The organism is Streptomyces sp. NPDC047081 (assembly GCF_040643775.1).
Lineage (GTDB): Bacteria > Actinomycetota > Actinomycetes > Streptomycetales > Streptomycetaceae > Streptomyces.
This window is the reverse complement of the sequence record NZ_JBEYUY010000007.1, coordinates 307351-329555: the sequence shown is the minus strand read 5'-3', so window position 1 is coordinate 329555 and position 22205 is coordinate 307351. Positions and strand designations below refer to the sequence as shown.

The window sequence follows — 22205 nt, the reverse complement described above, 5'->3', positions numbered from 1 at the left end:
ATCAGCGGGTGACGAGGACGTCGACGACGGCGGTCGTGCCCTCGGCCACGGCCTTGAGGGCGCGCTCCAGCGCGGAGGCGAGCGCGTCCCGGGTGTCGACGGTCTCGGTGTGCATGTCGAACGGCTCCGCGAAGGAGGCCAGCCGGGGCAGCCGGTGCAGGTCGGTGCCGAGCCACTCCCCCGTCTCGGCCGCCGCGCCCTCGGGGTAGAAGCGCCGGTGGTTGAGGTTCATGGACTTGTAGACGCGGTTGTTGAACACCACGATCAGCAGCGGGAGTTCGTACGCCTTCGACGCGTCGTACGACGGGATGACCGGGTTGTACGTGAAGGCGCCGTCGCCGATCGTGAGCACCACCGGGCGCTGCTTCGCGGCGAGTTTGACGCCGAGGGCGACGGCGATGCCCTGGCCCAGTCCGCCCTGCACGTAGAAGTACGAGTCGGGGTCGGCGGTCTGGACGTGCCGCTTGACGACACGGCTGTGGGTGATCGTCTCGTCGACGACGATGCCGTCCTTGCCGTCGAGGAGCTTGCGCAGGGTCGCGGCGACGAGCACCGGGTCGACGCCCTCGGCCTCGGCCGCCCTGGCCTCGGCGGCGGCGACGGCCGACAACTCTGCGGCGTGCCGCGCCTCTTGGGCCGTACGACGAGATGCCACGACGGCCTCGTCGAGGTCCTTCGCCCGCTTCGTCAGCTGACGCAGGGTGTTGGCGACGTTCCCCTCCAGGTACCGGTCGGCGAACAGCACTTGGTAGACCACATGCGGGCGTTGGGGCACCTCATCGATGACCACGACCTTTGCCTTGGACGGGCGGCGCGACGGCGGGTAGAAGGGCGCGCGGCAGTTGACCAGGAGGATGAGGTCCGCCTCGTCGATCCACGGGCCGATGTCGCTGCCGGCGTGGAGGGGGTGCGTGCGCGGGAAGTTGCCGCACACCGCCGAGTCGGGCTCGACGACCGGGATGTTCCAGGCCTCGGCGAAGGCGACGAGCGCCTCGAAGCCGCCCGCCTCGCGGCCCGCCGTCTCCGTGACGATCACGGGGTTGGCGGCCTCGCGGATCAACTGGGCGACGGGGTCGACCTCTTCGGGCGAGCTGTGCGTGGAGCCGGGTGCCACGATCGGCTTGGCCTCGCGGCCGTCCCAGTCCTCCAGGAGGATCTCCAGCGGGATGTTCAGGTACGCCGGCCCGGCCGGGGCCCGCCAGGACAGCTCGGCGGCCCGCGCGACCATCGTCGGCAGCGTGTGCACGCTCGCGGCCTCGTTGGACCACTTGGTGAAGGGCTGCGCGATCTGGTGCGGCCCGCCCACGATGGACAGGTTGCGGTACCACTGCCCGCCCGGATCGTGCCCGGGGGCGTCGCCGTACGTGGTCGACTCGGACGAGGAGACCACCATCGGGACGCCCGCCAGGAGCGCGCCGTGCACCGCCATGGAGCCCTGCAGGAGACCGGGGGCCGCGTGCAGGAGGACGCCCTGGGGGCGCCGCTTGATCAGGCCGTAGCCCGTGGCCATGCCGACCGCGACGGTCTCGTGGGTGAGGTCCAGGTACTCGGGGCAGTCCAGCCCGTCCCGGTGGCGCCGGGCGAGGGACTCCCACACGGGGGCCCACTCGGAGCCCGACGAGCAGAAGATGTAATCGGCGCCGACGGCGTTGAAGGCGGTTACGAGAGCGTCGCCGCCGTCGGCGCCTGGGGTGTTGCGGGTGTCGGTCATCTCTCGTGCTTCCTCAGCCCTCGATCGGCCAGTTCAGGACCTCGGAGATACCGCGGCCCATGATCCATTCAAGCTCCTCGGGGGTGAAGTCCCAGTGCTTGGTGAACTGCTCGATCGTGTCGGTGTAGGTGATGCCGTGGCCGAGCAGCCGGGTGATGTCGGTGCCGTAGAAGCAGCGCTGCGGGCCCATCTTGTCGACCATCTCGCGCACGTACTTCTGGATGTTGTTGTTCGGGAAGGGCTGGGTGGAGTAGCCCGGCAGCGCCGACACCTTGACGTAGATGTTCGGGTGGACGTGCAGGTCGGCGGTCTCCTGGACCCAGTAGCCGATCGCGTCGTCGACGCAGCGGGCCATGATGCCCATGTGGTCGATGATGATCTTCAGCTCGGGGTGCTTGGCGGCGATCTCGCCGAGCTCGCGCTTCCAGATCGGGGCGTGGACCATCGTCGGGATGCGCAGCTCCTCGGCGATCGGCCAGTACCAGTCGTTGGTGCCGTCGATCATCCAGTTGCGGTCCTGCGGCCGGTGGAAGGTCAGCCGGGTGCCCTTCACATGCGGGTTCTCGGCGAAGTCCTTCAGCATCGCCTTGCCCTCTTCGGGCTTGTTCTGCGGGATGCGGGCCATGATGCCGAAGCGGTCGGGGTGCGCCTCGCACGCCTCCAGGGCGTAGTCGATGCGGTCGCCCTCCCAGGACGGCGGCAGGATCAGCGCGCGGTTGACGCCGGCCTCGTCCATCAGCTCCAGGGCCTCCTCGTACGAGAAGGGGTCCTCGCGATGTCCGTTCAGGCGGATGCGCTCCCGCGCGCCGGGGACCCAGGGGCGGTCCGGGGTCTCTTCCTTCCAGATGTGGATCTGGGTGTCGACGACGAACATGTCTTGAACTCTTTCCGTAGAGCGGGACGGTGGGGTGGTGCGGAAGGAACGCTAGGCGGGTGGTGAGCGCTTGCGGAGCCCCCTGGAGCGCAACCAGAAAGTGCGTCGTACGCAGGGAACTCTCAGATTGCGGACGGGTTCCTGAACATGGCTTCGACGATGTGTTCGGCGATGGCCATGGAGGCCGTCGCGGCCGGCGAGGGGGCGTTGCGGACGGCGGTGATCCGGCCGACCTGGTGGATGCGGAAGTCGTCCACGAGGGTGCCGTCGCGGTCCAGCGCCTGGGCGCGCAGGCCCGCTCCGCCGCGTACGACGTCGGCGGCGGAGACTCCGGGGACGTACAGTTTGGCGTCCTTCATGAAGGCCGCCGTGGAGAAGGAGCCGCGGTACTCCTTGATTCCGGTACGCCAGTGCTGGGCCGCCATCTTCCAGGCGCCGGGGTAGGCGGCCAGGCCCAGGAGGTGCGCCGGGGAGATCCGGGTCTTGGTGTAGCCCTCCCTCGCGAGGGCCAGGACCGCGTTGGGGCCGACCTCCACCGTGCCGTCGACGCGCGGGGTGAAGTGCACGCCGAGGAACGGGTAGCGCGGGTCCGGCACCGGGTAGAGCAGGCCGCGGACCAGGTGGGTCTTGTCCGGCTTGAGGAGCATGTACTCGCCCCGGAAGGGGACGATCTTCGGCTCCTGCTTGTCCTGCGCGAGCTTCGCGACCAGGTCCGACTGGAGGCCCGCGCACAGGATCAGCCGGTCGACCGTGACGCGCTCCTGTCCGGAGGCCACCTCGACCCCGCCGGGCACAGTGGTGATGCCGGTGACCGGGAAGCCGAGTCTCACCTCGCCGCCGGAGTCGACGACGTCCTTGGCGAAGGCGCGGGCGATCGCCGGGTAGTCGGTGATCGCGGTGCGCGGGGAGTGCAGGGCGGCGACACCGCCGGCGTGCGGTTCGAGCTCCCGGATCTCCTCCCTGGAGATCTTCCTCAGGTCGGGCACGTGGTTGTTCCGCGCCCGCTCGTAGAGGTCGTTCATCCGGCCGAGCTCGTCCTCGCGCACGGCCACGACGAGCTTGCCGATCTCCCGGTACGGCAGTTCGCGGTCCTGGCAGTACTCGCGCAGCAGGGAGACCCCCCGGACGGTGAGGTCGGCCTTCAGACTGCCGGGCTTGTAGTAGATGCCGGCGTGGACGACGCCCGAGTTGTGGCCGGTCTGGTGGAGGGAGACCTCCTTCTCCTTCTCCAGGACCACGACCCGGGTACCGGGGCGGCTCAGGGCGATCTCGCGGGCCGTGGCCAGGCCCACGATGCCGGCGCCGACGATGCCGATGGTCTCGTCAGCCACGTACGGCCTCCCCGAGGTTGATGGCGACGGTCTTGACGCGGGTGGAGAACTTCAGGACTTCCTCGCCCTGCTCCTTGTAGCCCGTACCGGAGTCGCGGAAGCCGCCGAAGGGCAGGTGGACGTCCCAGCCGGGGGTGGTCGTGTTGACCGCGATCTGACCGCACTCGGCCTCGTCGGCGAAGCGGTACGCGCTCGCCAGGTCGCGGGTGAACACGGCGGCGGCGAGACCGAAGTCCGAGTCGTTGACCGCCTCCACGGCGGACGCGAAGTCCTCGACGGCGAGGAGGGCTATCACCGGGCCGAAGACCTCCTCGCGCCAGATCGCCGTCTCGGGGGTGACGCCGGCGAGGACGGTGGGCTGGACGTAGCAGCCGTGCGCGCGCTCGCCCTCGGTGTCCGGCGCGCCGCCGGTGAGGACGGTGGCGCCCTGCGCGAGCGCCTTGTCGATGTCGGCGAGGACGGAGTCGCGCTGCTTGGGGCTGGACAGCGGGCAGAGCGTGGTCGCCGGGTCGCTGCCCGGGCCGATCCTGAGCGCCTCGACCTCGGCGACCAGGAGCCGGGTGAACTCGTCGTACACCGGCCGCTCGACGATGACGCGGCTGGTGGCGGTGCAGCGCTGGCCCGCCTGGCCGAACGAGGCGGCGACGACGGCCTTGGCGGCGGCCGGCAGGTCGGCGTCGCGCAGGACGACGGAGGCGTTCTTGCCGCCGAGCTCGCCCTGGAAGCGGACGTTGCGGTCGGCGAGGCGGCGGCGGATGCGGTTGCCGACCTCGTTGGAGCCGGTGAAGGTGATGCCGACGATCCGCGGGTCGTCGAGGAGGGCCTCCTCGATCTCGGCCGTGCGGCCCGTGACGACGTTGAGGACACCGGCGGGCAGGCCCGCGTCGTGCAGGGCGCGCGCGAAGTGCAGGCCCGACAACGGTGTCTCGGTGGCCGGCTTGAACACGGCCGCGTTGCCGGCGGCGAGCAGCGGGGCCAGCTTGCGGGCCGGGGTGATCAGCGGGTCGTTCCAGGGGCTGATCACCAGGATCACGCCGATCGGCTCGCGCTGGGTGTGCGTACGGTGGTTGGGGCGTACGTCGTGCAGGAGCGTGCCGTAGCCCTGGCGGGCGAGCCCCGCGTAGTACTCCAGGAAGTCGGCGGCCTTCAGCGTCTCGCCGGTCGCCTCGGCCAGGGTCTTGCCGTTCTCCGCGGTGACGTCGGCGGCGATCTCCTCGACGCGCTCCCGGATCAGCCGGGCCGCCTCGGTGAAGACGCGGGCCCGCTCGAAGGGGCTGGTGCGCTTCCAGACGGCGAAGCCGCGCTCGGCGTGGTCGTAGGCGCGGGTGACGTCCTTGGCGGCGAGGGCGGGGATACGGGCGATCGGGGTACGGACGTCGGCGGGGTTCTGGACGCCGATCCACTCACCGGTCGCGACCCACTCGCCGCCGGAGAGGGTTTCGAGGGTACGCATGGAGATCACTTCCTTGGTCGTCCGCGCGGCGCGGATCGTGCGGGCCGGATGCGACAACACACCATGTGGGGGCGGTGCCACCAGGCCCGTGGGGGCAGGCATTGGTTGCGCCGTGCGCGGGTGGGCGGGCGCATGATCCGTGCTGGAATCGGCGGGCCGGACCAGATACGAGGAGAAACAGATGGCTTACGCAGTTGTCGCCCACTACCGCTGTGAACCCGCCGACTCGGAGACCGTGCGCGATGCGCTGCTGAAGGCGCGGGAAAGCACGCGGGCGGAGCCGGCGAACCTCGCGTACGAGGTGCACGCCGTGGAAGGCGAGCCCGGTGGGTTCCTGCTGTACGAGCGGTATGTCGACCAGGCCGGGTTCGAGGCGCACAAGGCGGCCGATCACTTCAAGGAGCTGATCATCGAGACGGTGTGGCCGCTGCTCACCGGTCGCTCCGTGACGTTCGCCGAGTCCGTCTGAGACGGAAGGGGCCGGGAATCCCCGGCCCCTGACCATCAGAACTCGTTGCCCCAGACGTACCGGGCGATCGTCTCGACCAGGACCAGCTTCCTGCGCTGGCCCTCGGCGCTCAGCAGTGGCCTGTCGGCCGCGTCCGCGAAGCCCCGCGACGGGGATACGGCGCCGTCCTCCAGGTCCTTGAACTCGCCCACCGCGTCGATGCGTCGCATCACCGCGTCGATGTCCTCCAGCTCCGGGGTGGTCGCGTCGACCACGCCCAGGCAGAAGTCGCGGTCCTCCGGCAGCGCCTTGACCAGGGCCAGTTCGGCCGGGGTGCCCTGGTCGAAGGGGAGGATCCAGCGGTCGGCCGCGATCTCGGAGTAGAGCTGCTCGGCGCGGGACCGGTCCACGGCGGCGGGGGCCGTCCAGCCCGGGGAGACCGCGATCCTCACTCCCTCGGGGCGCTCGTCCAGACGTACCGCCAAAGCGTCGACGGCCAGCGCGTCCTCGAAGGACAGGGCGCCCGGGGCGGCCGGGTCGGTGTCCAACTGGCCCAGCAGGAGCGGGTTGTTGAGCTGGATCAGGCGTACGCCCTTGGAGACCAGCAGTTCGATCTCGGCCTGGACGATCTCGGCCAGGGCCTCGCCCAACTCGTGGGCGGAGGACGGGCCGAGGCCCTCCTGGTACGTGGTGGCCGCCAGGTACGCCGGGGAGGGCAGCGAGGCCTTCGGGGCGATCAGCGTCAGCTCGGTGAGCCGGGCCGCCCAGTCAGCGAGCAGCGGGCCGTTGGCCTTGGGGAGGGACTCGGCGACCCAGCGCGTGAGCCCGTCCTCGTCCTCCCCGTCCGTACGACGGAATCCTGACACTCCGTCAAGAACCGCGCTGCGGAAGTCCTCCCGGGGGAAGTCGCCGTCCGTGACGACCGTCGAGCGCAGCTTGCGCTGGTAGGCGACCGCGTCCTGGACGGCCTGTTCCACGCCGACGGTCGCGAGGTCGTTCGGGCGGACCAGGCTTCCGTGGTGGTCGATGCGGTAGTTGAAGGTGTCCGCCATGGCTCAGGCGTCCTTTCCTGAAGGCTTGCCGGAAACGCCCCAGGCGGCGAACTCCAGTTCGTAGCCGAGGGACTGGAGGACCTCCTCGGCGATCTGCTGGTCCTCGTCCGCGGTGCCGCCGGCGATGCCGAGGCCGCCGATGATCTCGCCGTCCTTCTTGATGGTGACGCTGCCCTCGGTGGCCATGATCGGCAGGGCGGCGCCGGGCAGCTGGGAGAGCTGGGAGAAGAAGACGGGCTGGCTCTCCTGCCACTTCTTCAGCATCTTGCCGGGGCGCTGCATGATGGCCGCGGTGTAGGCCTTGGCGCGGGCGATGTCGGGGGTGAGGGGGCGGGCGCCGTCGGGGCGGCGGATGGCGATCGGGAAACCGCCGGCGTCCACGACCGCGACGCTCACCGCCTTGCCGATGGCCTGGGCGCGCTTGTGGGCGGCGTCGATGATCTCCTCGGCGGTGTCCAGGGTGAGGCTGGTCATGCGGCTTCCTTCGGTGCGGTGAGGGTGCGGCGCAGGCGGGCGACGGCCGCGTTGTACTTGTCGGGTGTCTCCCAGTACATGGAGTGCGGGGCGCCCTCGACGATCTCCAGGTGCGAGCCGGGCAGGAGTTCGTGGGCGCGGGTCACGGTCTTCACGCTGAGCACCGCGTCCTTCTCGCCGGCGAGGAAGGCGACCTTGACGCCGGAGGCGTGGATGTCCTCCAGGGAGGGGCCGTTGGTGTCGAGGTTGCGCAGGTCCTGCATCTTGGCGACGTTGAAGGTGCCCATCTGCTGGAACAGGAAGGTGAGATCGGCGCGACCGGTCTGGAACTCCTTGGTCAGCAGGCGGTCGATGACGGGAAGCTTGACGGCCTCGGCGCGGTCGGCGGCGGCCAGCTCCTTGAGCTCGGGGTGGCTGATGCCGCCGAGGGAGTGGCCGAGGACGACGGAGGAGACGCGCTCGGGGCGCATCAGGCCGGCGCGCAGGGCGGCGACGGAGCCGATGGACTGGCCGACGAGCATCGCGTCGGTGATGTCCTCCTGGTCGAGGACGGCGACGACGTCACCGGGGAAGTCCTGGCCGTCGAACTCTTCCATGGACGAGTCGGACTTGCCGAAGCCGCGCAGGTCCACGGTGAGGACCGTGAACTCCTCGCGCAGCGCGGCCACTTGCTGCCACCAGGCCGCGTGATGGCCACCGCTGCCGTGCACGAACAGGATCGCCGGACCGCTGCCGTGGCGCTCGTAGTAGATGGAGGTGCCGTCGGAGTCGGCAATGGGCATGAGGATGAACTCCCGTACGTGCAGGCTTAGTTGGGGCGACGACCGTGGTAGACCAGCTCGATCATGGTGTGGTCGGGGTCGTGGATGTAGCAGAACTTGGACTGGTTCTCGGGGCGCTCGATCGGCCGGGTGTGCCGGATGCCCAGCTCCGTGAGGTGTTCCAGGAACTCGTCCCAGTCGTCGACCTCGACGGCGAAGTGATAGGGCGCCATGCGCTCCATCTCCTCGACCGGGGTGAAGTGCAGGTCGAAGTTGCCCCGGGTCATCAGCACCACACGGGTGTTGGACTTGGGCTGGATGCGCTTCATCCCGAAGACCTTGGTGTACCACTCGGCGGTGCGGTCGGGGTCGGTGGTGGGGAAGTTGACGTGGTGGATGTAGCGGGGTGCCTTGCTCATGGGTGTTTCCCTTCGAGTTGTACGGGGTTGGACAGCACGCCGATGCCGCTGATCTCGACGTCCACGGTGTCGCCCGGCTCGATCTGGCAGACGGACTCGGCACCCATCCACAGCACGTCGCCGGGGTGCACGGTGAGGTGTCTGGTCATCTCGACGAGGTAGTCGAAGGGGTCGAACACCATGTCGCCGGTGGGAAATGCGGACCGCACCTCGCCGTTGACGCGGAGTGTCGTGGTCTGTGCGAGGGCGTCGACGTCGGTCTCGATCCAGGGCCCCATCGGCTTGAACGTGTCGCTGTTCTTGCTGCGCCAGAAGGTGCGGTCCTGGTGCTGCCACGCGCGGGCGCTGACGTCGTTGCCGATCGTCCAGCCGAAGACGGCCTTGCGCGCCTCCTCGTGGGTGGCGTGCCGCAGCGTACGGCCGATGACGGCGACGAGTTCGGGCTCGGCCTCGAAGCGGCCCTCGACCTCGGCGGGCTTGACGATCGGCGAACCGTGCCCGGTGAGCGCGTTGTTGGCGCGGTAGCCGATCTCGGGGCGGGCCGGGGTCTCGACGCCGGCGTGCGCGATGTGCCGCGGGTAGTTCATGCCGACCGCGTAGAACACGGGCGGCACGACCGGCGGCAGCCAGACGGCGGCCGAGCGGGCGACCGCGCCGACGACGTCCGGTTCGCCCTCGATCGGGGACCCGGACAGCAGCTCGACGTCCTGCTCCCCCACCCGGCCCCACACCGGCCGGCCGTCGACCAGGATGCGCGCGTACCTCATGGCGCCAGCAGGTGGGAGACGCGCTTGGTGATCAGGTAGGCGTCGAGGGCCTCGGGCCCGCCCTCACGGCCGTAACCGCTCTCCTTCACACCGCCGGAGGGCGCCTCGTGGACGGAGCCGCCGCAGTGGTTGAGGGAGAGGATGCCGGCCTCCAGCTCGTCCGAGAGTCGCTCGGCGGTTGCGGCGGACCGGGTGAAGCCGTAGGCGGCGAGGCCGTACGGCAGTTCGTTCGCGGTCCTCAGCGCCTCGTCGAGGTCGGTGAACGGCACGATCGGGGCGAGCGGTCCGAAGGGCTCCTCGTGCAGGAGGTCGGCGTCCGACGGTACGTCGGTCAGGACGGTCGGCGCGAAGAAGTACCCGGGGCGGTCCGGGCGTTCGCCGCCGGTGAGGATCTTGGCGCCCTTGGCGACGGCGTCCTGGGTCAGGCGGATCATGGCGTCGAGGCGGCGCTCGTTGGCCAGCGGGCCCATCTTCGTGCCCTCGGCGAGTCCGTCGCCGACGACCACGGCCTCGGCGGCCTTCACGAACTCGGCGGTGAACTCCTCGACCAGGCTCTCGTGGACCAGGAAGCGGCTGGGCGAGGTGCACACCTGTCCGGCGTTGACGAACTTCGCCTGCGCGGCACGGCGGGCGGCCATGGCGGGGTCGGCGTCCTCGCACACGATCACCGGGGCGTGGCCGCCGAGCTCCATCAGCGTCGGCTTCATGACCTTGCCGGCCTCGGCGGCCAGCAGTTTGCCGACGGGGACCGAACCGGTGAAGGCGATCAGGCGGGTGACCGGGGAGGCGATGAGGTGGGCCGAGACCTCGGCGGGTTCGCCGAAGACGAGGTTGAGGACACCGGCCGGCAGGCCCGCGTCGGCGAAGCAGGCGACCAGGGCTGCGGCCGTCGCCGGGGTCTCCTCGGAGGCCTTGATGACGATCGAGCAGCCCGCGGTCAGCGCGGAGGAGATCTTCCGCATGGGGCCGCCGGCCGGGAAGTTCCACGGCACGAACGCGGCGACGGGGCCCACCGGTTCACGGCGCACGGTCAGTACGGTGCCGGGTGCCGAGGGGATGATACGGCCGTACGCGCGGCGGGCGTCCTCGATGTGCCAGCGCAGGGTGTCGGCGACCCGGCGGGCCTCGCCGGCGGCCTCGGCGAGGGGCTTGCCCTGCTCCAGGGTCATGATCCGGCCCACCTCGGCGGCGCGCTCGGTGAGCAGGTCGGCGGCGGCGTGCAGGATCTGGGTCCGCTTGGCGACGGACGTGTTCCGCCAGGTGCGGAAGCCCTTTTCGGCGGCTTCGAGGGCGCGGTCGAGGTCCGCGGTGGTGGCGAGCGGGACCTCGCCGATCACCTCCTCGGTGGCGGGGTTCACGATGGGGGCGGTGCGTCCGGTGCCGCCCTGGCACCACTCGCCCGCGATGTACATGCGGACGGCGGGGTAGCCGTGGTCGGTCGTCATGGGTGGGTGCCCTCTCAAGAGGCTTCGTTGTCGCGGTTGGTGCGCAGGGCCCAGATGTGGTGCGGCGGGGTCGTCTCGTGGACGCGGGTCTCGTAGGTCTCGTCGACCCGGTCCATGTCGGCGGCGTACTCGACGCGGCCACCGCACGGGGCGTGCAGGAAGCGGAAGACGTTGGAGCCGATGGTGTGGCGGCCGAGCCGGCGGGCCTCGCGCCAGCCGTGCTCGATCATGTGGTTGCCGCCCTCGATCACGTCGTCGAAGCCCGGCACCTCGTACGCGATGTGGTTGATGCCGGCTCTGTCGGGCCGGTGGCACAGCAGCATGGTGTGCTGGTCCTGGTCGCCCGGGGCCTGCATGAACACGCCCATCGGCTCGACGACGTCGGTGGGGCGGAAGCCGAGGAGGTCGGTGTAGAAGGCGACGGCCTCGTCCTTGCCCGGCTTGGGGATGTTCAGGGCCACGTGGCACATCCGCAGCGGCCGGACCCGCTCGATGGCGTCCAGGGCGGTGTTCCAGCGGTTGACGTTGCCGAGCGCGTTGGCGGGGCGCGGCGTGACCGGGGCCGGCCTGGGGCGGGCCAGGGTCAGGCCGACGCCGAAGCCGGTGTCGTCGGCGGTGTGGTGGACGCCGTCGGCGCTCTCACGGACCTCGCGGTCCTTGGCGACGGCGGCCACCAGCCGCTCCAGTTCCTCGGGGGTGTCGACACCCCACACGACCTCGCGCAGGGTGGGCCCGGACTCCACCGGGGGCGGCAGCAACGGACCGGGGAGGGTGTCCAGGTGGAGCGTCTGCCCGGTGAGCGTCTCGAACACGGCGTGCTCGTCGGTCCGCTCCACCGGGAACAGCCCGAAGTCGTCGAAGAAACGGACGCATTCGTCGAGGTCGTCGATACCGTAGGTGACCGATTCGATCCTCTGGATTCCCATGGATTCCTCTTTTCGCGGGTCGCCTGTGAGCGTAGATTTCCGCAGGCCGCGGGCTCAATGGATGGGGGCCCGCGGAATGCGCAATCGTTTCTTGCGCCTACTGGTCGATCGCGGGGATGGGGTTGCGTGAGAACCAGTCGGTGAGGAAGTCCAAGAACACGCTGATCTTGCGCGGGGTGCCCTGCCCGGGGCCGTAGATCGCGTACAGCGGCCGGTCGGGCACCGCCAGCTCCGGCAGCAGGACCCGCAGCGCTCCGGAGACGAGGTCGTCGTACGCCGGACGCTGCGGCAGCAGCGCGATGCCGCGCCCGTGCACGGCCGCCTTCTGCAGCGCGAGGTACGAGTTCGACGAGAAGGCGATGTTGCGGATCTTGTGCAGGGTGGACGCGTGGCCGTGGCCCAGGCGCCAGACCGGGTCGTTCACATGGACCAGGCAGTCGTGGTTCGCGAGGGCGTTGGGCTCGTCCAGCGGGCCCTCGCGGTCCAGGTACGCCGCGGACGCGCACAGCACGAACGGCAGCGAGGCGATCTTCTTGAGCCGGACGCTGGAGTCCCTGAGGTCCCGGGTGTGGAACGCGACGTCGAATCCGCCGTCCAGGAAGTCGTAGGTACGGTCGGACATTCCGCCGAGTTCGAATCTCACCTGGATTTTCGGGTGGGCCGCGGAAAAGGCGGCGATGGCGTCTCCGAGATCGAGGCTGCCTATCCATTTCGGGCAGATGATGCTGAGGGTGCCTTCCGGCCGGTCGTGCAGCTGGGCTATTCCGGCGTCCTCGGCCTCGATCTCGTTCAGGATGCGTTCGGCGAATTCCGCGTAGCGCCGGCCCGGTTCGGTGAGACTCACCGAGCGGGCCGTACGGTTGACCAGGCGTACGCCCACCTGCCGCTCCAGCTCCGCCACGTGCCGCGACACCAGCGAGCCCGACGAGCCCAGCTTCTTGGCGGCTCCACTGAAGCTGCCGACCTGTGCGACGGTGACGAAGCTGTGCATCAGGAGCAAGCGATCCATTGTTTTCCTCCGGCCCTCCCGCTCACTTCCTTGTGAGGGGGGTGTCCTACTTGGGGCAGTACTGGGGCGCGTCGCCCAGGTTGTCCTTGGTCACCAAGACAAGAGGAATGTTGGCAATCTTGTCAACCTTCTTCTTGTCCAGTAGACCGACGGCGTTCTTGACCGCGGTGTCGCCGATCGTCTTCGCGGAATTCGCCACGGTCGCCGAGAACTCACCGCTCTTCACGGCGGCCAGGCCCTCGTCGGTGCCGTTCACCGTGACGATCTTGACGTCCTTCTTTCCGGCCGCGTCGAAGGCCTTGCGGACGGAGAAGGCCATGTCCTCGTTGGCGACGAAGGCGTAGTCCAGGTCCGGGTGGGCCTCGATCATGTTCTCGGCGACGTCCTGCGCCTTGGCCGGGTTGAACATGCCGGGCTGGTTCGCGACCACCTTGGCATTGGCCGGCAGGGCGCCCTTGAAGCCGCCCACCAGCAGGTCGGACGCGGCGCCCGGGGCGCCGGCGACGATGCCGACCTCGACGTCCTTGCCGCCGGCGTCCTTCGCGACCCAGCCGGCGTCCAGGGCGCCGACCTTCTTCAGGTCGACGACGGCCGCGCCGAGGATGTCGTTCACGTCGCTGGTGGCGACGGACGTCAGATAGATCGGGATGTCCGAGGCCTTCGCCTTGGCTATGTCGCCCTTGAGCGAGTCGACGTTGACCGTCTGCACGATCAGCGCGCTCACATTGCGGGAGATCATGTCCTCGATGTTGGACAGCTCGGTGCCCGCGTTCTGGTGCGAGTTGGCCGTGTAGACCTTCGCGCCCTCGGTCTTGGCGGTCTCCTCGACGGCCTTCTGCAGACAGGTGTGGAAGCTGGTGTCGCCGCCGTTGACGAATCCGAGGGTGAGGTCTCCGGAGCTGCTGCTCGCCTTGTCGTCACCGCAGCCGCTCAGGACGAGCGTGGAGGTGAGGGCCGTGGCGAACAGCGCGCTGCGGGAGCGGGCGGAGAATCTCATGAGGTGCCGCCTTTCAAAGGAGCTTTTCATGGGAGCAAGTCGCAAGGGAAAGAAGGGAATTCAGTGCCGTGAGGCGGAGCGCGCCTTGTGCATTTCGTTGGCGACGGCCGCGACGAGCAGCACCGCGCCGACCGAGACCGGCTGGTAATTGCTGGAGAAGTCCAGGAGGTTGAGCGCGTTGGCGACCACGCCGAGCAGCACCAGGCCGAGGGCGGTACCGATCACGGTGCCGTAGCCGCCCGCGAGGGAGGTGCCGCCGATGACGACCGCGGCGACGACGGCGAGCTGGAGCGAGAGCCCCGCGGTGCCGCCGGGGCTGGAGGAGCCGAGACGGGAGAGCAGCATCAGGCCGGCGAGACCGGAGAGCGTGCCCGTCAGGCCGTACAGGGTCAGCTTCCGTGCGGTGACGTTGATGCCGCTGAGGCGGGCGACGTGCTCGTTGCCGCCGATCGCGAAGGCGTCGCGGCCGAACACGGTGAACCGCATGACCAGCGCCGTCGCGACGAGCACCACGACCGCCACGACCAGCAGGTACGGCACGCCGAGGACCTTGTCGTTGCCGAGGGCGAACATGCGCGTGCCGATGGAGATGGTGTTGCCGTCGTGCACCAGGAGCGCGACGCCGTCGAGGAGGGTGGCCGAGGCCAGCGTCACGACGAACGGCGCCACGTTGGTGAAGGTCACCACCAGCCCGTTGACCAGCCCGATCGCGGTGCCGAGGAGCAGCGCGACGACCACCGCGTAGGCCGTGGCGTGCCCGCCGGCAAGGAGTTTCGCGGCCACGGCGGCGGTCACGGCGACGTTGGAGCCCATGGAGAAGTCCATGCCGCCCGCGGTCATCAGCAGGGTGAGCCCGGCGGCGAGCACCGCGTTCACGCTGATCTGGCCGAGCACGTTGATGATGTTGCGGTCGGTGGCGAAGGTGTCGCTCTGGACGGCGGTGAAGACCACGACCAGGGCGAGGACCACGATGAGCCCGGCGTGCGGGATGTCCCGCAACCGCCCTACGGAGACACGGGACTTGGACGGGCCGGAGACGCCGGGGACATCGGGAAGTGTCTTGACGCTCACTGCGGTTCGCCTCCGAGGGCCGTGGCGACGAGTTCGTCGCGGGTGATGGCGGTGATGTCGTGCTCGGCGACCGTGCGGCCGGCGCTCACGACGACGACCCGGTCGGCCAGGCGCATGACCTCCTCGGCGGAGGAGGAGGCGAGCAGTACGGCCACGCCCCGGGAGGCGAGGTCGTCGACGAGGGTGTGGATGTCGGCCATGGCGGCGATGTCCACGCCGTTGGTGGGGTCCTCCAGGAAGCAGGCGGCGGGCGAGGTCTCCAGCCATTTGCCGAGCAGCACCTTCTGCTGGTTTCCGCCGGACAGCGCGCTCACCGGCGGGTTGCCGGCCAGCGCCCTGACGCCGTAACCGCGCCTCAACGGGGCGGCGCGGCGGGCGAGTTCGTTACGACGGTGCAGGCGCCGGCGGGCGAAGCGGTCGTCGGCCAGCATCAGGTTCTCGTCCAGGGAGAGCTCGGGGACGAGGCCGAGGGCGCGGCGGTCGCCGGTGACGCAGCGCAGGCCGCTGCCGAGGGAGGCGGGGATGCGGCCGAAGGGCACCGCCCGTCCCTCGACGTGGAGTTGGCCGGCGTCGGGGCGCCGGCGTCCGGAGAGCAGGTCGAACAGCCGGGACTGGGCGTCCCCGGCCGGACCGAGGACGGCGACGATCTCGCCCTTCCTCACCTCGACGGTGAAGTCCCGGATCGTCCGGCCGTCGGTCAACCCCCGTACGGACAGGCCGACTTCGTCCTTCGGGGCCGGGCGCTCGGGGCGGGTGGAGACGACGTCCCGGCCCACCATGGCCCGTACCAGCTCCACATGGTCCATCTCGGCGGCGGGCGCCGTGCGCACCACTGCCCCGTCCCGCAGGACGGTGAGGCGGTCGGCGACGGCCATGACCTCGTCGATGTAGTGCGAGATGTAGACGACGGCGACACCCTCGTCCCGCAACTTCCGTACCAGGGCCCGGATCTGGCCCGCGGCCTCGGCGCTCAGGCAGGCGGTGGGTTCGTCGAGGATGAGGATGCGGCCGCCGCGGCGGACCTCGCGGGCCACCTCGACCATGGTCTGTTCGGCGACGCTGAGCGAACCGGCGGTGCGCTCGACGTCGATGTCGATGCCGAGCCCGTGCAGGGCCTCGCGGGCCGCGTCCCGGACCGCCTTCCAGTGGACGGTGCGGGCGCGGGTGGGCAGGTCGCCGAGGAGGACGTTCTCGGCGACGGTCAGGCCCATCGCGAGCTCGCGGCGCTGCGGGACCGAGGCGATGCCGAGGCGGCGGGCCTTGCGCACGGTCAGCCCGTGCTGCGCGTGCCCGTCGACCTCGATGGTGCCGCCGTCGGCCTGGTGGACCCCGGAGAGGATCTGCACCAGCGTCGACTTGCCGGCGCCGTTCATGCCCATCAGGGCGTGGATCTCGCCCGGGTACAGGTCGAGGTCGACGCCTTTGAGGGCGGCGGCTCCGCCGAAGCTCTTGGTGACGCCCCGGACGCGGAGCACGGCGGCGGGCTGCGCGTCGCTCTTCGGTGGCACGGCGGTGCCTCCCTGTCTGGCCGGGTCGGTCACGGCTGCGTACGGTCGTCGCCGTCCGGCGCGACACGGCCGTAGCCGCGGATGTCGGGGAACGGGGGCTCCTTGTCGGCCTGCAGGTCCACCTGGAAGGTGTTGAGGCACATGCCGAGCATGGTGAAGTTGCCGAGCGCGCCGATGGTGTCGACCAGCCCCTTGGAGCCGAAGTGCTCCAGCGCCCGGGCGAAGGTCTCGTCGGTGACGAAGTGCTCGTCGAGGATCTCCCGGCAGAACTGGTAGAAGGCCTGGTCGGCCTCGTTGTCGAAGACCGCCTCGCGCTTCTCGGCGATGGCCTTGACGGCGGCCTCCGGGATGCCGGCCTCGATCGCCTGGTGCACATGGGCGTTCCAGGAGTACTGGGCGTCCCAGTTCCGGGCGGCCATCAGCAGCGACAGCTCGCGCAGGTGCTTGGGGAGGCTGCAGTCGAAGCGGGCGAAGGCGCCCAGGGACTCGGCGCGCTCGCACATCTCGGGGCTGTGCAGCCAGACCCGGAACGGGCCGCGGACGGCTCCGCGCCGGCCGGCGATGCGGGCGGCCAGCTCCTGCTGCCGCGCATCCATTTCCTCTTCGCTGAGAACGGGGAGCCTCATCTGGCCGATACCTGCCTTTTCTTTCCGGCGCGTTACTGGCACGGAAACGGGAAACCGTGCGACGCCAGCCGACCGTACAGCCGGGTTCCGGCAGCTCAGCCCCCCTCGGACTGCAACGTAAAGCTGCACGCTGGAGGGCACCCAACAAGAGGGACGCCGCCTAACGTCGGTCGACGCAACATCCCGAAGTGGAGAGGAACTCCGGATGACCACGATCATCAAGGTCGCGTCGGTACCGCTGCTGGACCGCGGGGGCGCCGTCGTCACGACGCCGCTGATCACCACGCCGTCCGCGAACGGCGAGAACAAGATCACCAGCGGGATGAGCGTCTACCCGGTGGGCTCCGGAGCGCCGCTGCACTCGCACAACTGCGACGAGCACGTGACCATCCTGGAGGGCGAGGCGGAGGTGTGGGTCGACGGCGAGGTGACGAAGCTGGAGCAGTTCGACACCACCTATATCCCGTCACCCATCCCCCACCTCTTCCGGAACGTCGGGGACACTCCCCTGCGCATCCTGTGGGTGTACTCCTCGGGCCATGTGACACGTACGTTCACCGAGACCGGGAAGACGGTGGAGCACCTGTCGGCCGAGGACCAGATGGGCAAGGACTGACGGCGCGCCTCCGCGGCCCTCAGAGCGAGGCGGCCGCCACCGCGATCACCTCGGCGACGCGGGCGGGCTGTTCGACCAGGAGCATGTGCCCGGCGTCGGGCACCGTGACCAGCCGGACCTGTGGGCAGGCCTCCAGGCCCCGTCGCTCGCCGTCCGTCAGGCCGATCTCGTCGTGGTCGCCGCGTACGACCCAGGCCGGGACGGCGGCCTCGCACAGGCGGGGGACCAGTGAGGGATACCGGTCCAGGTACTCGTAGTAGCGCCGTACGATCCGCCGGCAGACGGCAGGGTCGTTGCCGGCCATGTCGGCCGACAGCGTCTCGGCACGGTGGGCCGGCATCTCGCGTTTCATCGCCCTGGGCAGCAGCCACAGCATGCCGGCCCAGACCGCGCCGCCCAGCGCCGGGACCTTGCCCACCGTGTTCATCACCGCGAGGAACTTCGCCTCGTCCCCGCGCGAGAAGGTCGGCGACAGGAGTACCAGCGGGCCCTTGAAGAGGCCGGCCGCGGCCATCTCGATCGCCACGTTCGCGCCGAGGCTGTGGCCGACGAGCACATCGCAGCCGGTGTCGTGCGCGAAGCGGGCCAGCAGCTCGGCGTAGTGCTCCATGCTCACGTCCTCGGGCGCGGTGGTCCCGGCGAACCCCGGCTGCGTCACGGCCACCGTGCTCAGCCCGGCGAGAACCGGCTCGGCCATCACATCGGCGTAGAACTCGGTCGAACACAGCCCACCGGGAATCATCAACACCCGGTGCGGGGCCTCGACAGGACCCGCACGCCGGACATCCCAGCGCTCACCCATACCTAGAGCGTGCCTCCACGGAGGGCGACCCGCATCCGCGGCGGCCGCCCGCGCCGGGCACGGCATGGGCATCCGCCCCACGGCCGCGCCCGGGGCAGTCTGGTCGCGCACACGAGGTCCTCCGCGGGCGCCGGTCACCGGCCCGGCACCGCCCGCGGGCATCCCGCCGGCCAGCCCGACCCCGAGTCCCCGGCCCTCCTCCCCGGCTCATCCGCGCCCCCGGCCCTCCTCCCCGGCTCATCCGCGCCCCCGGCCCTCCTCCCCAAATCATCCGCAGCCCACCGAACCGCCGACCCCGCATCTCCTGCGGGCACCCCGCCCCGCCCATGTCCCGCGCCCCGCCCCTCCCCGCCACCGATCACCCCGGCACGCCGGACGCCGGCCCTCGCGTCCCGCGGTGGCCGGCGTCCGTCCTTGTCCCCTGTGTGCTCAGTGCGCGGCGACCAGTTCCTGCCCCGTGTCCACCGGGGCGCCCTTCTTCGGGCTGCGGAGGGCCGCGATGCCGATGAAGATCATGGACGAGACTCCGGCGAGGGCGAAGGCGGTGAAGCCCCAGTCGCCGTTGCCCGCGGCGAGCAGCTGGCCGCCGAGCCACGGGCCGAAGACCGCGCCGAAGCGGCCCATGCCGGAGGTCCAGCCGACGCTGGTGGCGCGGTTCTCCGGGGTGGAGCGGATCGAGACCGTGGCGTAGATCATCGTCTGGGCGCTGTTGAGGAAGACACCGGTGAGGAAGACGACGATCATCGTGACGGTCTGCGCCATGTGGACGCTGAGCAGGAAGACCCCCACGGCGGTCAGCGCGAACCACAGGGCGGAGATGCGCGGCGCGCCGAAGCGGTCGGCGGCCCGGCCCGCGACCAGCATGCCCACGATGCCGCCGAGGTTGAAGACGACCACGAAGGACAGGGCGTCGCCGAGCGCGTAGCCCTCGGTGCGCATCAGGGTCGGCAGCCAGGTGGCGACGCCGTAGACCAGGAGCAGTCCGCCGAAGGAGGCGCACCAGTACAGGAGGGTCTGGATCCACTCGCCGCCGCGGAAGAGGTTCTGCAGCGCGTCCCAGCGGTCGGCGGCGGTCTTCTTGCCGGCCGCGGCGGGCACCTCGACGTCGTAGCGGGCGGCCAGCTCGCCGGCCTCCTCGGTCCGTCCCTTGGCGACCAGGAAGCTCAGCGACTCCGGCAGGAACTTCGCCAGCACCGGCGCGAAGACCAGCGGGGCCACGCACACCCAGAAGGCCGCGCGCCAGCCGACCGGGTCGATCAGCCACTTGGCCACGTAGGCGGAGAGGATGCCGCCCGCGTGGTGCGCGGTCATCAGCATGCCGATGACGATCGCGCCGCGGCCGCGCGGGGCGTAGTCGGAGACCATGCTGATCGCGGTCGGCAGCAGGCCGCCGAGGCCGACGCCCGCGAGGGTCCGGCCGAGGCCGAAGACCTCGACGCTGCCGGAGACCGCGCAGATCCCGGAGGCCAGCGAGAAGACCGTCACGCAGACGACCATCAGCTTCTTGCGGCCGATCCGGTCGGCGACCGTGCCCGCGGTCAGCGCGCCGACCAGCATGCCGAAGGTGGCGTAGGAGCCGAGGTCGCCGGCCTGGTCGGGGGTGAGACCGAAGGTCTTCGTCTCCAGCAGGTGCGGCAGCACCGAGCCGTAGATGAACATGTCGAGCCCGTCGAAGAGCACGGCCAGCCAGCACAGTCCGACGACCAGGAGGGCCAGTCTGCTGACCCGAGCGGAGGGGGAGGGGGAGGAAGACATCGTTGGTTACCTCTCGTACTTGGTGCGCAAGACGCTAAGGAGCCGCCCGCCAAGAGTCAACATTTTTGTCAACAATCTCATCGACAATCTCGGCGGACGGCCCCTGCCGGTTCAGCCGACCGGCGGCGTCCCGTGCGTGTGGAACGACTCGATGGTCTTCAGGCCCCAGGCCTGCCCCTTCTTCCGCTCCTCCTCGGTCCAGGTGATCAGCGGCCAGTCCGGCGCCAGCACGAGCCGGGTGAGCGGGTTGCACAGCTCGATCCGGTTGCCGCCGGGTTCGTAGACGTACAGGAAGAACGTCTGCTGGATGGCGTGCTTGTGCGGGCCCGTCTCGATGAACACCCCGCTGTCGATGGCGAGATCGGCGGCGCGCAGGATGTCCTCGCGGGTGTCGGTCGCGAAGGCGATGTGGTGCAGCCTGCCTTCGGAGCCGGTCCAGTCCTCGGTGTAGACGACGTCGTACGACTTGTTCGTGTACGTCAGCCAACGCGCCGCGATCCGGCCCGAGTCGAGCCGGATCTGCTCGGTCGGCCTGGCTCCCAGCACCTGTTCCTGGAACTCGGCGTTGGCCAGCACGTCCGCCGCGAGGAAGTTGATGTGATCCAGGCGGCGCACCCCAACTCCCCTGTTGGGCTTGGCCTGTGGCTGGTTCTTGAGCGCGGGCCTGAGCTCCTCGGGGGCCCGGTAGTGCTCGCTCTCCCAGTACAGGGCGTGCTCGTGGCCGTCCGGGTCGGTGGTCAAGTACAGCCTGCCGAGGCCGGGTTCGTCCTCGACCCACTTGCCGGAGCCGCCCGACTCCTCGATCGCCTTGACACGGCGGTGCAGCGCGTCCTCGCTGGAGGTGCGCAGGGCGAGCCTGCCGAGGCCGGGCTGTTCGCGGGCGGTGAGGACCAGGCTGTGGTGCTCGTAGTCGTCGAAGGTCCGCAGATAGACCGTGTCGCCGTCCTGGCCGTTGACCGTGAGGCCGAGGTAGTCGGTGAAGAAGGCGACGCTGGCATCCAGGTCCGGGGTGAAGAGCTGGGCGTGGCCGATGTGGGCGATGTCGCCGAGCGGCGGAGTCATCGGTGACCTCCTTGGGGTTGCGGGGGGATCGGTGCCGTCTCGGCGGACCGCGGGAAGACGGTGCCGTCGAAGATCTTGCGGGCCGTGCGGACCACGGCGGTGCGGCGGGCGGAGGGGAGGCCGTCGGGGGTCGATCCGAGGCTGCTCTCTATGTCCAGGAAGCCCGTGGGGTGTTCGATGCGGACACGGTCGCCGCTGCCGTCGGTCTCGGCCAGCTCCGCGCCGACGCCGCCCTCGATCCTGAGCCCGGCGGCCACGCTGGCCGCGCCGAGCACACCGATGGAGGTGTGGCAGCGGACCGGGATGAAGGTGCGGGTGGTGACCGCTCCCCCGTCCCGGGGCGGGGCGAGCAGTGTCAGCTTGGGCACGGTGGCGTCGGAGACGTCGCCGAGGCCCATCAGCCGGCCCGCCTCCAGGCGGATCTCGTGCAGCCGGTCGGCGAGCACGACGTCCTCCTCCAGGTCCTTGGGCGTCTCGTAGCCGGTGACCTTGAGGGAGGCGGCCGCGATGAGGACGGTCGGCATGCCGTTGTCCACGCAGGTGACGGACACTCCGGCGATCTCGTCACGGACCCTGCCGGTGGGCAGCAACTGCCCTGCCCCGGCAGGGAATTCGATGACGACGGGCGCGGCCGTCCCGGGCACGCCCGAGATCTCGGCGTCTCCCGTGTAGTCGACGCGGCCGCCCGGGGTCGGGAAGGTCGCGGTCGCGTAGTCGCCGGAGTTGACCATGCGGATACGGACGGAGGTCTCCTCCTCCCCCGCCGGGACCAGTCCGCGCTCGACGGCGAACGGGCCGATGCCGGCGAGGATGTTCCCGCAGTTCTGACGGTCGCTCACCTCGGGCCGGTCGACGACCACTTGGAGGAAGAGGTAGTCGACGTCGGCGCGCGGATCGTCCGAGGGTGACACCACGGCGACCTTGCTGGTGAGCGGGTGCGCGCCGCCCAGGCCGTCGATCTGCCGCTCGTCCGGGCTGCCCATGATCCGCAGCAACAGGTCGTCGCGCAGGGCGGGTTCGGCGGGCAGGTCGCCGGCGAGGAAGTAGGCGCCCTTGGAGGTGCCGCCGCGCATCAGCAGGCAGCGCACCTCCTCCGGC

Annotated in this window: 22 protein-coding genes; 2 read left to right on the top strand and 20 right to left on the bottom strand. The window is 70.3% G+C overall.

The annotated features are described in order from the left end of the window. Position 1: 1 nt before the first annotated feature. The 4 genes from ABZ848_RS16650 to ABZ848_RS16635 form a co-directional block, all read right to left on the bottom strand. Positions 2–1711 (bottom strand): thiamine pyrophosphate-dependent enzyme, encoded by a 1710-nt coding sequence (locus ABZ848_RS16650; RefSeq protein WP_360831800.1) that lies wholly within the window; start codon positions 1709–1711, stop codon positions 2–4. A gap of 13 nt (positions 1712–1724) precedes the next feature. Further along, positions 1725–2585, bottom strand: a complete 861-nt coding sequence (locus tag ABZ848_RS16645; RefSeq protein WP_242776452.1) for an amidohydrolase family protein — start codon at positions 2583–2585, stop codon at positions 1725–1727. A gap of 122 nt (positions 2586–2707) precedes the next feature. Then, entirely contained in the window at positions 2708–3916 is a 1209-nt protein-coding gene (gene lhgO / locus ABZ848_RS16640) for an L-2-hydroxyglutarate oxidase (protein ID WP_360831797.1), read from the bottom strand. Next, entirely contained in the window at positions 3909–5369 is a 1461-nt protein-coding gene (locus ABZ848_RS16635) for an aldehyde dehydrogenase family protein (RefSeq protein ID WP_360831794.1), read from the bottom strand. The genes lhgO and ABZ848_RS16635 overlap by 8 nt, the downstream gene beginning before the upstream one ends. Before the next feature lie 181 nt (positions 5370–5550). Here ABZ848_RS16635 and ABZ848_RS16630 point away from each other — a divergent pair, with 181 nt between their 5' ends. Further along, positions 5551–5838, top strand: coding sequence for a putative quinol monooxygenase (locus ABZ848_RS16630; RefSeq protein ID WP_360831792.1), 288 nt, complete (start codon positions 5551–5553; stop codon positions 5836–5838). Between the two features lie 35 nt (positions 5839–5873). On the opposite strand, the gene ABZ848_RS16625 is transcribed toward ABZ848_RS16630, so the two are convergent. The 12 genes from ABZ848_RS16625 to ABZ848_RS16570 all read right to left on the bottom strand — a co-directional run bounded on the left by ABZ848_RS16625 (position 5874) and on the right by ABZ848_RS16570 (position 16842). Further along, positions 5874–6869, bottom strand: coding sequence for a methionine synthase II (cobalamin-independent)-like protein (locus ABZ848_RS16625; RefSeq protein WP_360831790.1), 996 nt, complete (start codon positions 6867–6869; stop codon positions 5874–5876). A 3-nt stretch (positions 6870–6872) separates the two neighbouring features. After that, a complete protein-coding gene (locus ABZ848_RS16620; RefSeq protein WP_360831788.1) occupies positions 6873–7343 on the bottom strand; it encodes a heme-binding protein in 471 nt (156 codons plus the stop codon). Continuing rightward, on the bottom strand, positions 7340–8125 hold the full coding sequence (locus ABZ848_RS16615; protein ID WP_360831786.1) for an alpha/beta hydrolase: 786 nt from the start codon (positions 8123–8125) through the stop codon (positions 7340–7342). The genes ABZ848_RS16620 and ABZ848_RS16615 overlap by 4 nt, the downstream gene beginning before the upstream one ends. Positions 8126–8151: 26 nt before the next feature. Beyond that, positions 8152–8523, bottom strand: coding sequence for a VOC family protein (locus ABZ848_RS16610; protein ID WP_360831783.1), 372 nt, complete (start codon positions 8521–8523; stop codon positions 8152–8154). Next, positions 8520–9290, bottom strand: a complete 771-nt coding sequence (locus ABZ848_RS16605) for a fumarylacetoacetate hydrolase family protein (RefSeq protein WP_360831780.1) — start codon at positions 9288–9290, stop codon at positions 8520–8522. The genes ABZ848_RS16610 and ABZ848_RS16605 overlap by 4 nt, the downstream gene beginning before the upstream one ends. After that, positions 9287–10735, bottom strand: coding sequence for an NAD-dependent succinate-semialdehyde dehydrogenase (locus tag ABZ848_RS16600; RefSeq protein WP_360831777.1), 1449 nt, complete (start codon positions 10733–10735; stop codon positions 9287–9289). The genes ABZ848_RS16605 and ABZ848_RS16600 overlap by 4 nt, the downstream gene beginning before the upstream one ends. A gap of 14 nt (positions 10736–10749) precedes the next feature. Then, entirely contained in the window at positions 10750–11661 is a 912-nt protein-coding gene (locus ABZ848_RS16595; protein WP_360831774.1) for a VOC family protein, read from the bottom strand. A gap of 97 nt (positions 11662–11758) precedes the next feature. Further along, complete coding sequence (locus tag ABZ848_RS16590) at positions 11759–12670, bottom strand: LysR family transcriptional regulator (protein WP_360831770.1); 912 nt, start codon at positions 12668–12670, stop codon at positions 11759–11761. A gap of 46 nt (positions 12671–12716) precedes the next feature. Then, complete coding sequence (locus tag ABZ848_RS16585) at positions 12717–13667, bottom strand: sugar ABC transporter substrate-binding protein (RefSeq protein ID WP_360831767.1); 951 nt, start codon at positions 13665–13667, stop codon at positions 12717–12719. A gap of 60 nt (positions 13668–13727) precedes the next feature. Continuing rightward, complete coding sequence (locus ABZ848_RS16580) at positions 13728–14738, bottom strand: ABC transporter permease (RefSeq protein WP_360831764.1); 1011 nt, start codon at positions 14736–14738, stop codon at positions 13728–13730. After that, positions 14735–16246, bottom strand: a complete 1512-nt coding sequence (locus ABZ848_RS16575; RefSeq protein WP_360831761.1) for a sugar ABC transporter ATP-binding protein — start codon at positions 16244–16246, stop codon at positions 14735–14737. The genes ABZ848_RS16580 and ABZ848_RS16575 overlap by 4 nt, the downstream gene beginning before the upstream one ends. 29 nt (positions 16247–16275) lie before the next feature. Continuing rightward, on the bottom strand, positions 16276–16842 hold the full coding sequence (locus tag ABZ848_RS16570) for a carboxymuconolactone decarboxylase family protein (protein ID WP_360831758.1): 567 nt from the start codon (positions 16840–16842) through the stop codon (positions 16276–16278). Between the two features lie 235 nt (positions 16843–17077). On the opposite strand from ABZ848_RS16570, the gene ABZ848_RS16565 reads away from it, so the two are divergent. Next, positions 17078–17488 (top strand): cupin domain-containing protein, encoded by a 411-nt coding sequence (locus ABZ848_RS16565; RefSeq protein ID WP_360831755.1) that lies wholly within the window; start codon positions 17078–17080, stop codon positions 17486–17488. A gap of 19 nt (positions 17489–17507) precedes the next feature. Here ABZ848_RS16565 and ABZ848_RS16560 read toward each other — a convergent pair whose 3' ends face one another. The 4 genes from ABZ848_RS16560 to ABZ848_RS16545 form a co-directional block, all read right to left on the bottom strand. Next, entirely contained in the window at positions 17508–18290 is a 783-nt protein-coding gene (locus ABZ848_RS16560) for an alpha/beta hydrolase (RefSeq protein ID WP_360831752.1), read from the bottom strand. 429 nt (positions 18291–18719) lie between these two features. Next, positions 18720–20045, bottom strand: coding sequence for an aromatic acid/H+ symport family MFS transporter (locus ABZ848_RS16555; protein ID WP_360831749.1), 1326 nt, complete (start codon positions 20043–20045; stop codon positions 18720–18722). A 111-nt stretch (positions 20046–20156) separates the two neighbouring features. Continuing rightward, complete coding sequence (locus ABZ848_RS16550) at positions 20157–21107, bottom strand: catechol 2,3-dioxygenase (RefSeq protein ID WP_360831746.1); 951 nt, start codon at positions 21105–21107, stop codon at positions 20157–20159. Further along, a complete protein-coding gene (locus ABZ848_RS16545; protein WP_360831964.1) occupies positions 21104–22180 on the bottom strand; it encodes a 4-oxalomesaconate tautomerase in 1077 nt (358 codons plus the stop codon). The genes ABZ848_RS16550 and ABZ848_RS16545 overlap by 4 nt, the downstream gene beginning before the upstream one ends. Between the last annotated feature and the right edge of the window lie 25 nt (positions 22181–22205).

Bases quoted from the DNA above. Each gene is read 5' to 3' on its own strand.
- ABZ848_RS16615 (WP_360831786.1), bottom strand. From the start codon at position 8,125: ATGCCCATTGCCGACTCCGACGGCACCTCCATCTACTACGAGCGCCAC.
- ABZ848_RS16585 (WP_360831767.1), bottom strand. From the start codon at position 13,667: ATGAGATTCTCCGCCCGCTCCCGCAGCGCGCTGTTCGCCACGGCCCTC.
- ABZ848_RS16545 (WP_360831964.1), bottom strand. From the start codon at position 22,180: ATGCGCGGCGGCACCTCCAAGGGCGCCTACTTCCTCGCCGGCGACCTG.
- ABZ848_RS16625 (WP_360831790.1), bottom strand. From the start codon at position 6,869: ATGGCGGACACCTTCAACTACCGCATCGACCACCACGGAAGCCTGGTC.
- ABZ848_RS16590 (WP_360831770.1), bottom strand. From the start codon at position 12,670: ATGGATCGCTTGCTCCTGATGCACAGCTTCGTCACCGTCGCACAGGTC.
- ABZ848_RS16600 (WP_360831777.1), bottom strand. From the start codon at position 10,735: ATGACGACCGACCACGGCTACCCCGCCGTCCGCATGTACATCGCGGGC.
- ABZ848_RS16560 (WP_360831752.1), bottom strand. From the start codon at position 18,290: ATGGGTGAGCGCTGGGATGTCCGGCGTGCGGGTCCTGTCGAGGCCCCG.
- ABZ848_RS16605 (WP_360831780.1), bottom strand. From the start codon at position 9,290: ATGAGGTACGCGCGCATCCTGGTCGACGGCCGGCCGGTGTGGGGCCGG.
- ABZ848_RS16550 (WP_360831746.1), bottom strand. From the start codon at position 21,107: ATGACTCCGCCGCTCGGCGACATCGCCCACATCGGCCACGCCCAGCTC.
- ABZ848_RS16630 (WP_360831792.1), top strand. From the start codon at position 5,551: ATGGCTTACGCAGTTGTCGCCCACTACCGCTGTGAACCCGCCGACTCG.
- ABZ848_RS16635 (WP_360831794.1), bottom strand. From the start codon at position 5,369: ATGCGTACCCTCGAAACCCTCTCCGGCGGCGAGTGGGTCGCGACCGGT.
- ABZ848_RS16650 (WP_360831800.1), bottom strand. From the start codon at position 1,711: ATGACCGACACCCGCAACACCCCAGGCGCCGACGGCGGCGACGCTCTC.
- ABZ848_RS16620 (WP_360831788.1), bottom strand. From the start codon at position 7,343: ATGACCAGCCTCACCCTGGACACCGCCGAGGAGATCATCGACGCCGCC.
- ABZ848_RS16595 (WP_360831774.1), bottom strand. From the start codon at position 11,661: ATGGGAATCCAGAGGATCGAATCGGTCACCTACGGTATCGACGACCTC.
- ABZ848_RS16555 (WP_360831749.1), bottom strand. From the start codon at position 20,045: ATGTCTTCCTCCCCCTCCCCCTCCGCTCGGGTCAGCAGACTGGCCCTC.
- ABZ848_RS16570 (WP_360831758.1), bottom strand. From the start codon at position 16,842: ATGGATGCGCGGCAGCAGGAGCTGGCCGCCCGCATCGCCGGCCGGCGC.
- ABZ848_RS16610 (WP_360831783.1), bottom strand. From the start codon at position 8,523: ATGAGCAAGGCACCCCGCTACATCCACCACGTCAACTTCCCCACCACC.
- ABZ848_RS16565 (WP_360831755.1), top strand. From the start codon at position 17,078: ATGACCACGATCATCAAGGTCGCGTCGGTACCGCTGCTGGACCGCGGG.
- ABZ848_RS16645 (WP_242776452.1), bottom strand. From the start codon at position 2,585: ATGTTCGTCGTCGACACCCAGATCCACATCTGGAAGGAAGAGACCCCG.